This is a genomic window from Pseudomaricurvus albidus (genome assembly GCF_018863235.1).
GTDB classification, from domain to species: domain Bacteria; phylum Pseudomonadota; class Gammaproteobacteria; order Pseudomonadales; family Cellvibrionaceae; genus Pseudomaricurvus; species Pseudomaricurvus albidus.
On record NZ_JAHKRS010000006.1, the window covers coordinates 148,261 to 163,375 of the forward strand.

Consider the following 15,115-nt stretch of genomic DNA (forward strand, 5'->3'; position numbering starts at 1 on the left):
GCGCTGTTGTGATTAGGATTCGATGGGCGCGGCAAACTCGGTAATCAAATCCAGCGGGTACGAAATGCCAAGCCGGTAGTCATCTATGACTTTTTTGACCACCGGGCTGCGTAACTGGTCTTCGATCATCAGAATTTCTTCATAGTCTAGCCATACTGCTTCCAGAATGCCTTCATCGAGGTGGGTGTCTGGCACCTCTTCCAGGGCTTCAGCGATCAAGGTGCTGCGCAAATAACTGATGCCGTTGGGGGCGTGGTAGGTCGATAGCCCACCAAAGCGGATGGGGAGTACATTCCAGCCGGTTTCTTCCAGGGTCTCTCTAACTGCAGCCTGAATGACGGATTCACCATGTTCAATATGTCCGGCTGGCTGGTTGTAGACAATCTTGCCGTCACGCTGCTCTTTTACCAGAAGGTAACGTCCATCGCGTTCAACAATGGTGGCAACAGTGGCGTGGGGGCGTTTGGCTGAGTCTGGCATCTTGAGGTCCGTATTTCTGACGTTGGGGGTAGTGTAGGTGCAAATTGCAGCGTACTTGTAGTTTTACAACAAAAGTATTGGGCATCAGTAGCGGTTTTTGGGTTTCCTGTTGCCGCTTTTCGTTTGCGGGTGGGGATTAGCCGATCTCGACGTTCGACGGTTTCCTGAAGGCGGGCGGCGAGCCTGGCTTGGCTTCCGCCGGGGTGTGGGTGTCGGGCTGTTAACGGTTTCTTCCCGGTATTCGCCGGGCTGCAAACCGTCCAATTTCCAGATTCCAATTGACGCGCGAATCAGCCTCAGCGTGGGGTGCCCTATGGCTGCCGTCATGCGTCTGACTTGCCGGTTACGGCCTTCAGTAATGGTGATTTCCAGCCATTGTGTAGGGATGGACTGGCGCTCACGAATCGGTGGGATGCGGTCCCAGAGCGCCTGAGGTGGAGGGATTGGCCTGACTTTGGCCGGTCGGGTGGGGCCATCCTTTAAGGTCAGTCCCTCCCGGAATTGCAGGAGTGACTCTTCGCTGGGGATGCCTTCAACCTGTGCCCAATAGGTTTTGGGTTGTTTATGTTTTGGGTTGCTGATCTGATGCTGCAGTTGACCGTCATCGGTCAGTAACATCAGGCCTTCAGAGTCGTAGTCCAGACGACCGGCAGGGTAAAAGCCATCATGGTCTGGAAGGTATCGTTTGAGCGTGGCGCGGCCATCGCTATCGCGAAACTGGCTGAGCACCTGAAAGGGCTTATTAAGAAGAATGATGCGACTCATAGAGTAATGGTTCTTATCCGTGATGTAATTTTACTACCTAAATCTGATGGCGTTTGGTATGATGCGCCGCGAAAATGAGGAGCCGAGCAGGCCACAAGTCATTCGGTTATGGCTCATGAGTACGATAATTCAGACGTATGGGAGATAAAATGTCTAAAGATACACCCAAGATTATTTACACGCTGACCGATGAAGCCCCGGCTTTGGCAACCTACTCACTGTTGCCCATCGTACAGGCTTTCGCCAACAAGGCCGACATTCAAGTGGAAACCCGGGATATTTCTCTGGCTGGCCGAATCTTGGCAAATCTTTCCGAATATCTCCCTGAAGAGCAGCGCGTCAGTGATGATCTGGCCGAGCTGGGCCAGTTGGCTGAAACTCCTGCTGCCAACATCGTTAAGTTGCCAAACATCAGTGCCTCCGTACCACAGTTGAAGGCTGCCATTAAAGAGCTGCAGTCTCAAGGCTATGATTTGCCTAATTATCCCGATGAGCCGGCAGACAACAAGCAAGCAAAAATCAAAGAGCTTTACGACCAGGTTAAGGGCAGTGCTGTAAACCCGGTTCTGCGTGAAGGTAACTCTGATCGCCGCGCTGCAGCATCTGTAAAAGCCTACGCTAAAAAGAACAGCCACCGCATGGGTGTCTGGTCTCCTGATTCCAAGTCTCATGTTGCCCATATGACCTACGGTGATTTCTACGGCAGCGAGAAGTCCACGGTTGTACAAAAGAAAGGCAACGTGGTTATCAAGTACGTCGGCGACGATGGCAAGATCAGCATTCTGCGGAAGAAAACTCCCGTCCTGGTGGGCGAGGTTATCGATGCAGCTGTGATGAATGTTCGTGCCTTGAACAACTTCCTAGAGCGTGAAATTGAAGACGCCAAGCAGCAGGAAGTTCTGTTTTCATTGCACCTGAAAGCCACCATGATGAAAGTGTCTGACCCAATCATGTTTGGCCACGCAGTGAAGCAGTTCTACAAGCCTGTGTTTGATAAGCATGGCAAGATTCTGGACAATTTGGGCGTTGATCCAAACAACGGTATCGGCGATCTTTACGCAAAAATTGTCGAGTTGCGTCCTTCCAAGCAAGAAGAGATCAAGGCTGATATTCAGGCTTGCTACAAGAAGCGTCCAGAAATGGCCATGGTTAACTCCGATAAGGGCATTACCAACCTGCATGTGCCTAGCGACATCATTGTCGACGCCTCCATGCCTGCCATGATTCGTGATTCCGGCATGATGTGGGGTCCGGATGGACAGCTGCACGACACCAAAGCTGTAATTCCTGATCGTTGTTATGCGGGTATCTATCAGGCTGTTATCGAAGACTGTAAAGCCAATGGTGCTTACGATCCGTCAACCATGGGTAGCGTGTCGAACGTGGGCCTGATGGCGAAGAAAGCTGAAGAATACGGTTCTCATAACAAAACATTCCTGTCTCCAGGTCGTGGCCGCATCATGATCATTGATGAAGATGATCAGGTTCTGCTGGAGCAAGATGTTGAGAAAAACGACATCTTCCGGATGTGTAAGGTTAAGGACGAGCCAATCCGTGATTGGGTTAAGCTGGCGGTTAACCGTGCAAGAACCACCAAAACCCCGGCCGTCTTCTGGTTGGACCGTGAGCGTGCTCACGACAGAGAGCTGATCAAGAAAGTCGAAGTGTACCTGCAGGAGCACGACACTCAGGAACTGCAGATTTACATTATGTCTCCCGTTGAAGCGACCAAGTTCTCTCTTGAGCGTATCCGTCGCGGCGAAGACACCATCTCTGTAACTGGTAACGTACTGCGTGATTACCTGACCGACCTGTACCCGATTCTTGAACTGGGTACCAGTGCGAAAATGCTGTCTATTGTTCCTCTGATGAACGGCGGCGGCTTGTTTGAAACTGGTGCCGGCGGCTCTGCCCCCAAGCACGTGCAGCAGTTTGTCAGCGAAGGGCATCTGCGTTGGGATTCACTGGGTGAATTCCTGGCGCTGTCTGAGTCTCTGACCCACCTGGCTAACACCTTCAATATGCCAAAAGCCAAAGTGCTGGCGGATACTCTGGACGTTGCCAACGGTCGTTTCCTGGACAATAACAAGTCACCTTCGCGCAAAGTGAAAGAGTTGGATAACCGTGGCAGCCACTTCTACCTGACTATGTACTGGGCTCAGGCTCTGGCAGAGCAGGATGACGATAAAGAGTTGAAAGAGGCGTTCGCGGGTCTGGCTCAAGAGTTGACCGCAAACGAAATGACCATCGTTGACGAGTTGAATCAGGCGCAGGGTCACCCGATCGATCTGGGTGGCTACTACCGTCTGGACGCCGATAAGGCTTCAGCGTCTATGCGTCCAAGTGAGTCTTTCAACAATGCATTGAAAAAGGTCTTTTCCTGATAGGTCTGTTTCAAACGCTGTAAGTTACTATTGAAAAAGCCCCGGCCAGTCCGGGGCTTTTTTGTTTATGGGGTTATCATCTTTCAATGTCCCTTCAGATGGTCGTGTTTTGTGCCACAATTTGGCCACCTTGTTATTCGGCGTGGCCAGCTATAATCTAGAAAACCCCTCGGAGCAAATGCAACTCGCAGGGACATATTCGAACGCAAGCTACTGACATTGATTGGAGTATTAATATGGCGTATCAGCACATACAAATCCCATCCACAGGCTCAAAGATCACAGTTGCGGATGACTTTTCTCTGACGGTGCCAGATAACCCCATCATTCCCTATATTGAGGGTGATGGTATTGGGGTTGATATTACGCCGGTTATGATCAAAGTGACTGATGCGGCGGTGGAAAAAGCCTACGGCGGGGCAAAGAAAATTGCCTGGATGGAAGTGTTTTGTGGTGAAAAAGCGGCTGAAAAATACGAGGGCGACTGGTTTCCAGCTGAAACTCTGGATGCCATCAAGGAGTACAGTGTCGGTATCAAAGGGCCTTTAACCACGCCCGTGGGAGGAGGATTTCGCTCGTTGAACGTTGCACTGCGTCAGGAGATGGATTTATACGTTTGTCAGCGACCGGTTCGCTGGTTTACGGGGGTGCCCTCGCCAGTAAAAGAGCCCGAAAAAACCAATATGGTGATCTTTCGGGAGAACTCTGAAGATATTTACGCCGGTATCGAATACAAGGCAGGTTCTGATGATGCCATCAAAGTCATCGATTTTCTGATGGGTGAGATGGGTGTTACTAAAATCCGGTTTCCCGAAAACTGTGGTATTGGCATTAAACCGGTATCAGAAGAGGGCACCAAGCGTTTGGTGCGCAAGGCCATTCAATACACCATTGACCAGGATCTGCCATCGCTGACTCTGGTGCACAAGGGCAACATCATGAAGTTTACAGAAGGCTCCTTCTGTGACTGGGGCTATGAGCTGGCTCGAGAAGAGTTTGGTGCCACACCTATTGATGGTGGTCCTTGGTGCTCCATGAAAAACCCCAATACTGGCAAGGAAATCATCATTAAAGATGTGATTGCCGATGCCATGCTGCAACAGGTTTTGCTAAGACCTGCGGAGTACAGCGTAATCGCAACCCTGAATCTCAATGGTGACTACTTGTCCGATGCTTTAGCTGCACAGGTGGGTGGTATTGGTATCGCACCAGGTGCCAATCTGTCGGACAAGGTGGCAGTGTTTGAAGCGACGCACGGCACTGCGCCCAAATACGCGGGTCAAGACAAGGTGAACCCGGGGTCTCTGATATTGTCAGCAGAGATGATGCTGAGACATTTGGGCTGGAATGAAGCTGCCGATCTGGTGATCAAGGCTATGGAGGGGGCGATTGGTGCAAAAACCGTTACTTACGATTTCGAGCGCTTAATGGACGACGCAGAGCTCAAATCCTGCTCCGAATTTGGTGAGGAGTTGATCAAGCACATGTAGCGCCAAACCCCTCTCAATCCTGAGTCCTCTGATTGGTTACCGTTGGAGGTCGCAGGCTGAGAGCTGGTGTGGAAGAGAGTAGATTGCTGCGTAAGCTAATTAACAGCCTCTGCGTTGCCGACAGCCAATGGCTGTGGTGGTGCGGAGGATTCCTGCTTCATTTTGCTGGGCAGCTGGATGTTGGTGGCGTGAAGACCTTTGGCGCCCTCGATGACATCAAAGGTCACCATTTGGCCCGCTTTCAAGGTTTTGTAGCCTTCCATATTGATGGATGAGTAGTGGGCGAACAAGTCTTCCCCTCCATCCTCTGGCAGTATGAAACCATAGCCTTTAGCATTGTTGAACCACTTAACTGTACCTGTTGGCATAGAGAGTTCCTTACCTTTTAGCCTGTGGTGTCAGTAGTGTTGTCAGGAGTGCATTTATTGTTATAGCCCCACCGAGTGCAGTGAGAGGTATTGTCGTTAACTTATACCGGCTTTGAAAACACATTGTGTAACAGCTACGCTTGGTGGTTCGACTTACTTCACGAATTAGTTGGTATTACTAATTTAAGTCAGACTTAAAACGTAAATATGTTACGTATAACTGCGTGATCTATAACGGTATACTTCCTGACATCGAAATGAATTTTTGGCTTACATTCTTAAGCTGTCGACTCTTATATCGAACAAGAAAATTCAAGTCAAGTAAAAAAATTAACCAAAATGCCGGCAAAGCGGCCGGTTTGTTGCATATTTGAACGCCCGGAGTGAGGCTTTTAATGGGTAATCCGGATAAACATAATCTAAGATTAAGTGTAGATGGCCACGATGATGAACATTACGCCGATGACACAGGGGTTGCGGTCGAAGAATCCAAGCCACGACTGAAACGTCCATCTATGTATAAAGTGGTCCTTCTCAACGATGACTATACTCCTATGGAGTTTGTTGTTGAGACGCTGGAAATATTTTTTGGGATGAATCGTGAGCAGGCAACGAATGTCATGTTAACGGTACACACCCAGGGAAAAGCGGTCTGCGGCGTATTTACCAGAGACATTGCTGAAACTAAAGCGGCCCAGGTGAATCAATATGCCAAGGAGAATGAGCATCCGCTATTGTGCGAGATAGAGGCGGTTGAAGATGAAGAGTAATCCTCCGGCAGTCAGAATGCGCCACTCGTCTTTGTTGAGGATTGATCATCAAGACTTTTTCAGGAACCACAGTTGCTTTAGAGGTGATAGCCAATGCTGAGCAAAGATTTAGAAGTAACCTTAAATCTTGCCTTTAAAGGTGCCCGTTCAAAACGTCACGAGTTCATGACGGTTGAGCACCTCTTGCTGGCCCTAATAGATAATGATTCTGCCGCGAGTGTTCTCAGAGCCTGCGGGGCAGACCTTAATGCATTACGCAAAGATCTTATTGAGTTTGTCGATTCCACCACGCCTCTTATCCCGGAAAATGACACCGAGCGGGAAACCCAGCCCACTTTGGGGTTTCAACGAGTGCTTCAGAGGGCTGTATTCCACGTTCAGTCTTCCGGCAAAAAAGAGGTTACTGGCGCCAATGTACTGGTGGCCATATTCAGTGAGCAGGAAAGCCAGGCTGTGTATTACCTGAAACAGCAGAGCGTTGCTCGCATCGATGTGGTCAACTTCATTACCCACGGCATCTCAAAAGTCGCGGGGCACGACGAGCACCACGATGAAACCCCGCAAGACTTGGGGGATGAATCCTCCATTGGTGGTGATTCTCCGTCACAAAGTCCGCTGGAGTCCTATTCGACAAACCTCAACGAGGAAGCCATGCTGGGTCGCATAGACCCGCTGGTAGGGCGCCAAAATGAGGTTGAGCGGGTGTGTCAGATTTTGACACGTCGTCGCAAGAATAACCCGTTACTGGTGGGTGAATCAGGTGTTGGTAAAACAGCCATTGCCGAAGGTCTGGCGAAACGCATTGTTGATGGTGAGGTTCCGGAGGTGCTGGCAGACAGTGTTGTCTATTCGCTGGATCTGGGGTCATTGTTGGCCGGCACCAAGTATCGTGGTGATTTCGAGAAGCGTTTTAAAGGACTGCTGGCCGAACTGAGAAAGCAGGATCATGCGATCCTCTTCATCGACGAAATTCACACCATCATCGGTGCTGGTGCAGCGTCAGGTGGTGTGATGGATGCCTCCAACCTGCTCAAGCCGCTGTTGACCTCGGGTGACCTGCGTTGTGTGGGTTCGACCACATTCCAGGAATATCGTGGCATTTTTGAGAAGGATCGCGCATTGTCACGCCGTTTTCAAAAGGTGGATGTGAATGAGCCCAATGTCGAAGACACTTATCTGATCCTGAAGGGGTTGAAGAGCCGTTTTGAAGAACACCACAATCTTCGCTATACCGACACAGCCTTGAAAGCAGCGGCAGAGCTGTCAGAGCGTTACATTCCAGATCGTTTTATGCCCGATAAGGCCATTGACGTAATCGATGAGGCGGGCGCTTATCAGCAGTTGCTGGCACCATCGAAGCGTAAAAAGGTCATCGGAGTACAGGATATTGAGGCAGTTGTTGCCAAGATTGCTCGTATTCCTCCGAAAAGTGTTTCTTCATCCGATCGCGATCAGCTGCGCAATCTCGATAGCGATCTGAAGATGACAGTGTTTGGCCAGGATGAAGCTATTGATGCATTGTCCACCTGCATCAAGCTTTCCCGTGCAGGCTTGAACGTGGCTGAAAAGCCGATCGGTTCTTTCCTGTTTGCCGGTCCTACCGGTGTGGGTAAGACCGAGCTGTGTAAGCAGTTGGCAACCTCTCTGGGGGTTGAGTTAACGCGCTTTGATATGTCTGAGTATATGGAGCGCCATACGGTATCTCGCCTGATTGGTGCGCCTCCGGGGTATGTAGGCTTTGATCAAGGGGGGCTGTTGACCGATGCTGTCACCAAGCATCCGCACAGTGTGGTGCTGCTGGATGAGATCGAGAAAGCACATCCAGAAGTGTTCAATCTGTTGTTGCAGGTCATGGATCACGGCACTCTGACAGACAACAATGGCCGTAAAGCGGATTTCCGTAACGTTATTTTGATCATGACCACCAATGCCGGCGCTGAGGAAATGAGTCGTGCGTCCATTGGCTTCAAGCGTCAGGATCACAGTTCGGACGGGATGGAGGTGATTAAGAAAATGTTCACTCCTGAGTTCCGCAACCGCCTGGATTCCATCATTCAATTTGGTCCTTTGACCATGGATGTTATCAAAACAGTGGTTGATAAATTCCTGGTGCAATTGCAGTCCCAGTTGGATGACAAGCGAGTGACTCTCAATGTCAGTAGTGAGGCTCGTGAATGGCTCGCCGTTCACGGCTATGATGAAAAAATGGGCGCGCGCCCGATGGCCCGTCTGATTCAGGAGAAACTCAAAAAGCCACTTGCAGAAGAGGTGCTGTTTGGGGATTTGTCCAGTAATGGTGGCGTCGTCGATGTTGTGCTTGAAGATGACGAGCTGGCGTTGAAGGTCAAAGTCACGGCGTAATAGCTGTGACTGCTGGCAGGAAGGGCGGTTTTAAAAATCGCTCTTTCCCCAGCCCCTGGTGTATTTTCACCGGACAGCAGTAGCCACACACCTGTTAAGTTTCAGGTGTTTAATGTTGGATGGGGCTGGTTTCGCAGCTCTGCAACGAATACACACGAAATAGCGTTTGTGGCAGATTCACCACAGAGGAATGTGCTACAGAGTTGTGTATTCGGCAGGGAGGTATTAACGAGCGCGGTAGGTGATGCGGCCTTTGCTCAGGTCGTAAGGTGTAAGTTCAACCTTAACTTTGTCACCGGTCAGGATGCGGATGTAGTTCTTGCGCATTTTGCCTGAAATGTGGGCAGTAACAACGTGGCCGTTTTCCAGTTTTACTCGAAAAGTGGTATTTGGCAGGGTGTCGATGACTTCCCCTTCCATTTCAAAATTATCTTCTTTTGCCATTCGGCAAGGTCCTCAATTGCTTATAGAACTTGGGCTCGGATTTGAGCAGGCGTGAATTGTGCCTGAAAACACCCTAAGAGCCAATAGCTGGGTTAATTTATCCTCACCCAGCGGTTGTCGATAAGCAATTCAAGAGGCCGATATTGGGTTTTATAACTCATTTTACTGCAGTGTTTGATCCAATAGCCCAGATAGACGCTATCAAGATTCAGGCGACGGGTGAGTTCAATCTGCCAAAGTACCGCATAGACACCCAGGCTTCGTCGCTCTTCGGTGGGATCGAAAAAGGTGTACACCGCAGAATAACCGTTCTTCATGCAATCAGTGACAGCCACAGCCACAAGGCGTCCCTGATCCCTGAATTCCAGGTATTCAGTAACTCCCCATTCGCGGGTCAGGAAGCTTGAGTATTGGTCCCGGGAAGGTGGATACATGTCGCCGTCGGCATGCCGCTCTTCAATATATCTGGCGTAAAGTTCATAGTGTTCGTCAGTATTGATACCCAAACTGCTGGATACGGCCAGATCGGCGTTGCGATTCCAGCATTTGCGTTGTTTTCGGTCGGGTTTGAAAGCTTTAACAGGGACTCTGGCAGCCACACAGGCTTTGCAGCTTTGGCAGTGAGGACGGTAAAGGTGCTTGCCGCTGCGTCGAAACCCGCTTTCAGACAGGGTGCTGTATAAATGAGCATCGATTTTCTGGTTGGGGTCGACAAAAACTGTGGTGGCTTCTTCGTTCGCCAGATAGCTGCACCCATGAGGATGGGTTGCGAACAGTCTAATGTGAGCCAAATCACTCATACTATAATCTTCCGGGCGATAGATTTAGCGTATCAATCACTGAGTAGCCCGGATGGCCACCGAGCTTTCAGAGACTTGTTGTTGGGGTGGTCTGCGTCTTTAACTGTGCCTCTTTCAATATAGCTTATCAAATACTTTTCAAAGGTCTGGCGGTCTACTTCTTTGGCCCCCAAACTGCTGAGATGATCGGTGTGAACCTGGCAGTCAATCAGTCCAAATTCCAGCTTTTGAAGAGCCTCAATCAATGTAATAAAGCCGTATTTTGATGCATTGCTGGCACGGCTGAACATGGACTCGCCAAAGAATACTCGTCCCAGAGCAACTCCGTATAGACCACCGACCAAGCGTTTTTCGTCCCAAACCTCTATGGAATGGGCAAAACCCAGCTGGTGCAGGCGGATATAGGCTTCCTGCATTTCCTCGGTGATCCAGGTGCCGTCCTGGCCATCACGTGGCTCTGCGCAGGCGGCAATAACCTGTTCAAAGGCTGTATCCGTCGTCACGGTGAAGGGCGCTTTACGGAACAGCTTGCGCATGCTTTTGGAAACGTGAAGTTCTGATGGTTTTAGCACCAGTCGCGGAGATGGGCTCCACCAGAGAATTGGCTGTGTTTCATCGAACCAGGGGAAGATTCCTCGCTGATAGGCTGCCAATAACTGGTTAGGGCTCAGGTCGCCACCCACGGCCAGTAATCCATTGGGATCTGTCAGCGCCAGATAAGTAGGAGGGAAGTCGGTCGAGCCGGGCTCAAGCCATAGAAGTTGTGTCATGTTTATGCCGATTAATGGGTGGCATGGGTGGTGCAGAACAGGTCATGGATAAGTGTTATCCATGACCTGTGGATCACATTACTGATCGTCCAGGAACTTCTCAGCGTCCAATGCGGCCATACAGCCAGCACCCGCGGAAGTGATGGCTTGACGATAGACGTGATCGGCAACATCGCCAGCAGCGAAGACACCCGGTACGCTGGTGCTTGTGGCTTCGCCATTCAAGCCGCTTTTGACGATGATGTAACCGTCTTTCATGTCCAGCTGGCCGGCAAAGATGTCCGTATTGGGTTTGTGGCCGATGGCAATGAAGGCGCCCGCAACATCAATTTCCTGAGTGGTGTCGTCTTTGGTGCTTTTCAGGCGCAAGCCGGTTACACCAGAGTCATCGCCCAGAACCTCATCGAGAGTGTGATCCCAAATGATATTGACGTTACCGTTCTTGGCTTTTTCGAGAATCTTGTCCTGCAGGATCTTCTCGGAGCGAAGCTTGTCGCGACGGTGAATCAGGGTAACTTCTGATGCAATGTTGGACAGATAGAGTGCTTCTTCAACCGCTGTGTTGCCGCCACCCACAACCGCAACTTTCTGGTTGCGGTAGAAAAATCCGTCACAGGTTGCGCAGGCACTGACACCTTTACCCATAAAAGCTTCTTCAGAAGGCAAACCCAGATATTGTGCTGAGGCTCCGGTAGCGATGACCAGAGCGTCACAGGTGTAGGTGTTGCTGCCTTTCAGGGTGAAGGGGCGCTGGGACAGGTCGGCCTCATGGATGTGATCGAAAATGATTTCAGTGTCGAAACGTTCTGCGTGTTGCTGCATCTGAACCATAAGGTCTGGACCTTGCAGATCAGCGACACCACCCGGCCAGTTTTCAACTTCCGTGGTGGTAGTCAGCTGGCCACCTTGCTGCATGCCGGTAATGACAACAGGTTTAAGGTTTGCACGAGCTGCGTAGATAGCGGCGGTATAGCCGGCAGGGCCTGAGCCCAGAATGATGATCTGATGGTGCTGAGCGTCACTCATGGAGAAATCCCAAATTTGGTGAATCGAAAAAATTGATGAATCAAAAAGTGGCCTAATGATAGGGAAATCTCGAGGTCGCGACCAGTAGCCAACTGCAATTAACGTCATTGGTCGCGGCTATATCTATTCAAGGGTATGGCCCGGACTTTGGAATGGGGAAATCGTTGGCAATAAATGGTCAAAATTTGGTGTATTTACGAACGATTCGGGCTAGATGTGCACGAATATCCATAAAAATTATAAAAAGCTGCTCATCAGGGGACAATTGCGGCAAGAATGATAGAATGGTCGGCATAATCAGCCTGACTATGACAGGACTCCATATTCAGTGAAGACCGGGTGAGTGTTTGAAATCTTCCAATAATACCGTTACGCAAAAAAACGAATCTGATCGGGGGGTACCTCTGCGCGTACTCAAAGAAGGGGCTTTGATTGGTCTTGTTGCGTTGTGCCTGTACATTTTAATGGCACTGGTGACTTATTCGCCTACAGATCCCGGTTGGTCCCGTACCGCCACTGGTGACACTCTGCAAAATGCGGGTGGTGTGTTTGGCGCCTGGCTTGCAGATGTTTTTTATTCCTTGTTTGGCTACATGGCATTCCTATTTCCATTGTTGATTGCCTACCGAGCCTGGCTGGTCTTCAGGGATCGAGCCCGTCCTGTCCCATTTGATGCGGTTGTGGCTGGTCTTCGTTTCGTTGGCTTCGTGCTGGTGATGTTGGCTGCAACGGCCTTGGCTTCCATGTATTACGGACTGGAGTCTGAGAGTTTGCCATTCTCCAATGGCGGTATCCTTGGTTCCAGCGTCGCTTCCGGCGTCGAGGCTGCGTTCAGCTATACCGGGGGCACCTTGTTATTGCTGGCGGTGTTCCTGTTTGGCATGACCGTTTTTACGGACCTTTCCTGGCTTGCGTTAATGGATGGTATCGGGCGTTTTACTCTGGATAGTATCGAGAAGATTGGTTCACGTTGGAGAACTTACCAGCAAAACCGTGTTGAAAAACAAAAAGTACAAAAGGTACAGAAAGAACGAAAAATAGCCGTTGAGCGTCAGGTAGAGAAACAAAAAGAGCGCAAGCCGCCCAAGATCTCCGAACCGATCAAAAAAGCCAAACCCAGCCCACGTATTGAAAAGGAGAAACAAAAATCCCTGTTTGATACTCAGGTGGTTGGTGAACTGCCACCGATTAATCTTTTGGATCCTGCGGATAAATCCAGCGGTAAGGGGTATTCCAAAGAATCCCTTGAAGGCATGTCACGCTTGCTGGAATTGAAGTTAAAAGACTTCAATGTCGAAGCAGAAGTGGTTTCGGTTCTGCCTGGTCCTGTGGTTACTCGATTTGAACTGCAGCCAGCTGCAGGCGTAAAAGCCAGTCGTATTACCAATCTTGCAAAAGATCTGGCTCGATCACTGGCCGTCATCAGCGTGCGTGTGGTTGAAGTGATCCCCGGCAAATCTGTTGTGGGTATCGAAATCCCTAACGAACATCGTGAAATGGTGCGTCTCAGTGAGGTGCTGTCTTCAGACGTATACGACAACTCCAAGTCACCATTAACCATGGCGTTGGGTCACGACATTGAAGGCGAGCCCATCGTCGCAGATCTCGCGAAAATGCCTCACTTGCTGGTTGCCGGTACCACGGGTTCCGGTAAATCCGTGGGCGTTAACGTGATGCTGCTGAGCTTGTTGTATAAGTCGACACCTAAGGAGGTTCGACTGATACTGGTGGATCCCAAAATGCTGGAACTGTCGATCTACGAGGGCATTCCACACCTTCTGACCCCTGTTATCACCGACATGAAAGATGCTTCAAATGGCTTGCGCTGGAGTGTGGGGGAAATGGAGCGCCGTTATAAATTGATGGCCGCCATGGGAGTACGAAACCTGGCTGGCTTCAACCGTAAGGTCGAAGAGGCGAACAAGCGCGGGGAGCCTATTCCCGACCCACTGTTTAAGCCGGAAGAGCATTTTGAGCCCGGCTCAGAAGAGGCAACCCCTCCAAACTTGGAAACTCTGCCTGCCATTGTCATTGTTATTGACGAATTTGCCGACATGATGATGATTGTCGGTAAAAAAGTAGAGCAGTTGATTGCCCGTATCGCCCAGAAAGCCCGTGCTGCCGGTATCCATTTGATTCTGGCCACACAGCGTCCATCCGTGGATGTTATTACCGGTTTGATCAAGGCAAACGTCCCAACCCGCATCGCGTTTCAGGTGTCTTCCAAGATCGATTCCAGAACCATTCTGGACCAGGGCGGCGCCGAGCAGTTACTTGGGCACGGGGATATGCTGTATTTGCCACCTGGAACCAGTGTCCCGCTCCGGGTTCACGGGGCGTTCGTGGATGATCACGAAGTTCATAACGTGGTTGAAGACTGGAAGCGCCGCGGCGAGCCGGATTATCTCGATGGTGTTATTGATGACAGCACCAATAGTATTCCTGTTCCGGGACTGGCGTCAGAGGGCGAAGAGGGCAGTGATGACGAGTCCGACCCGCTGTACGATGAAGCCGTAGCTTTCGTCTGTAAAACCCGAAAAGCGTCGATCTCTTCAGTCCAGCGTAAATTACGCGTTGGTTACAACCGCGCCGCACGATTGATTGAAACCATGGAAGCAGCTGGTGTCGTCAGTGAGATGGGTACCAATGGTAACCGTGAAGTATTGGCGCCGCCGGGTCCTGAATAATATCTCGGTATTGCTTTAAAGACTGTTCAGCCAGCCTTCAGTATTGTCGTTTTAGGCTGTAGTTGGGATGGCTGTCCAAATGCTGATTTGCTGGTGACAAAATCCTGTACCGAGGCTTAACAAGGATTCATTGAATGAAAAAATTGCTTTTATCCGCGCTCTTGTCTGTCAGTGCTGTATTGGTGTCTATACAGCTTTCGGCAGCCTCTGCGGTGGAGTCGTTCGTCGCGCAATTATCTCCGGTTAATGCGCTCAGCGGTCATTTCACTCAAGTTCAAAAAGACGCTCAGGGTGAGGTTCTGTCTCGTTCAAATGGGGAGTTTCTCATGCAGCGGCCCGGTTTGTTGCGCTGGGAGACCATGGAGCCTTTTCCACAACTTCTCGTGACCGACGGGCAGCGAATTTGGCTTTACGATGAGGATCTGGAGCAGGTGACCATCAGCTCTGTGTCCGACCAATTGAATCGCACACCGGCTATTATATTTTCCGGAGATCTCAAAAAAATCGAAGAGCAATTCTATGTGGTGGAAGAGAACGACTCTTCTTTCGTGCTGCGGCCAAAAACAACTGGTGAAGCATACCAGCGGCTGGACATTGTGTTTGAAGATCAATTGATTAAGCAGATGGTGATCTTAGACAGCTTTGGACAGACCACAGAATTTGATCTTACTAAGGTCAAACAGGAAAAAGCCAAACCAGTTAGTGAATTTCGATTTCAGCCCCCAAGCGGCACTGATGTCCTGATGCAAGACTGAACGTTTTAGCAACTT

Annotated in this window: 13 protein-coding genes; 6 read left to right on the forward strand and 7 right to left on the reverse strand. The window is 50.2% G+C overall.

The window, feature by feature from the left end; all coding sequences use genetic code 11:
• Positions 1 to 12 precede the first annotated feature (12 nt).
• Positions 13 to 480 carry an NUDIX hydrolase gene (locus KOI40_RS11720; RefSeq protein ID WP_216097708.1) on the reverse strand — a complete coding sequence of 156 codons (468 nt, stop codon included), beginning with the start codon at positions 478 to 480 and terminating at the stop codon, positions 13 to 15.
• 84 nt (positions 481 to 564) lie between these two features.
• Positions 565 to 1,245: a pseudouridine synthase gene (locus KOI40_RS11725; RefSeq protein ID WP_216097709.1), complete on the reverse strand. Its 681-nt coding sequence runs from the start codon at positions 1,243 to 1,245 to the stop codon at positions 565 to 567.
• A 149-nt stretch (positions 1,246 to 1,394) separates the two neighbouring features.
• Between KOI40_RS11725 and KOI40_RS11730 the strand changes: the two genes are divergently transcribed.
• Both KOI40_RS11730 and icd read left to right on the forward strand, forming a co-directional pair.
• Positions 1,395 to 3,629, forward strand: coding sequence for an NADP-dependent isocitrate dehydrogenase (locus KOI40_RS11730; protein WP_216097710.1), 2,235 nt, complete (start codon positions 1,395 to 1,397; stop codon positions 3,627 to 3,629).
• Between the two features lie 236 nt (positions 3,630 to 3,865).
• Positions 3,866 to 5,119 carry an NADP-dependent isocitrate dehydrogenase gene (gene icd, locus KOI40_RS11735; RefSeq protein ID WP_216097711.1) on the forward strand — a complete coding sequence of 418 codons (1,254 nt, stop codon included), beginning with the start codon at positions 3,866 to 3,868 and terminating at the stop codon, positions 5,117 to 5,119.
• A gap of 95 nt (positions 5,120 to 5,214) precedes the next feature.
• Here the strand turns inward: icd and KOI40_RS11740 are convergent, their stop codons facing one another.
• Complete coding sequence (locus tag KOI40_RS11740) at positions 5,215 to 5,487, reverse strand: cold-shock protein (RefSeq protein ID WP_216097712.1); 273 nt, start codon at positions 5,485 to 5,487, stop codon at positions 5,215 to 5,217.
• A 395-nt stretch (positions 5,488 to 5,882) separates the two neighbouring features.
• Between KOI40_RS11740 and clpS the strand changes: the two genes are divergently transcribed.
• Both clpS and clpA read left to right on the forward strand, forming a co-directional pair.
• On the forward strand, positions 5,883 to 6,257 hold the full coding sequence (clpS, locus tag KOI40_RS11745) for an ATP-dependent Clp protease adapter ClpS (protein ID WP_216097713.1): 375 nt from the start codon (positions 5,883 to 5,885) through the stop codon (positions 6,255 to 6,257).
• 93 nt (positions 6,258 to 6,350) lie between these two features.
• The gene (gene clpA, locus KOI40_RS11750; RefSeq protein WP_216097714.1) at positions 6,351 to 8,618 is read left to right on the forward strand and encodes an ATP-dependent Clp protease ATP-binding subunit ClpA; all 2,268 of its coding nucleotides are present in this window, start codon (positions 6,351 to 6,353) and stop codon (positions 8,616 to 8,618) included.
• A 225-nt stretch (positions 8,619 to 8,843) separates the two neighbouring features.
• Here clpA and infA read toward each other — a convergent pair whose 3' ends face one another.
• The 4 genes from infA to trxB all read right to left on the reverse strand — a co-directional run bounded on the left by infA (position 8,844) and on the right by trxB (position 11,658).
• Positions 8,844 to 9,062: a translation initiation factor IF-1 gene (infA, locus tag KOI40_RS11755; RefSeq protein WP_085157256.1), complete on the reverse strand. Its 219-nt coding sequence runs from the start codon at positions 9,060 to 9,062 to the stop codon at positions 8,844 to 8,846.
• A 92-nt stretch (positions 9,063 to 9,154) separates the two neighbouring features.
• On the reverse strand, positions 9,155 to 9,862 hold the full coding sequence (locus KOI40_RS11760) for an arginyltransferase (RefSeq protein WP_216097715.1): 708 nt from the start codon (positions 9,860 to 9,862) through the stop codon (positions 9,155 to 9,157).
• Positions 9,863 to 9,894: 32 nt separating this feature from the next.
• A complete protein-coding gene (gene aat, locus KOI40_RS11765; RefSeq protein ID WP_216097716.1) occupies positions 9,895 to 10,632 on the reverse strand; it encodes a leucyl/phenylalanyl-tRNA--protein transferase in 738 nt (245 codons plus the stop codon).
• 78 nt (positions 10,633 to 10,710) lie between these two features.
• The gene (gene trxB / locus KOI40_RS11770; protein ID WP_216097717.1) at positions 10,711 to 11,658 is read right to left on the reverse strand and encodes a thioredoxin-disulfide reductase; all 948 of its coding nucleotides are present in this window, start codon (positions 11,656 to 11,658) and stop codon (positions 10,711 to 10,713) included.
• 347 nt (positions 11,659 to 12,005) lie between these two features.
• On the opposite strand from trxB, the gene KOI40_RS11775 reads away from it, so the two are divergent.
• Positions 12,006 to 14,345 carry a DNA translocase FtsK gene (locus KOI40_RS11775; RefSeq protein ID WP_304504213.1) on the forward strand — a complete coding sequence of 780 codons (2,340 nt, stop codon included), beginning with the start codon at positions 12,006 to 12,008 and terminating at the stop codon, positions 14,343 to 14,345.
• Between the two features lie 134 nt (positions 14,346 to 14,479).
• Entirely contained in the window at positions 14,480 to 15,100 is a 621-nt protein-coding gene (lolA, locus tag KOI40_RS11780; RefSeq protein ID WP_216097718.1) for an outer membrane lipoprotein periplasmic chaperone LolA, read from the forward strand.
• Positions 15,101 to 15,115: the final 15 nt, after the last annotated feature.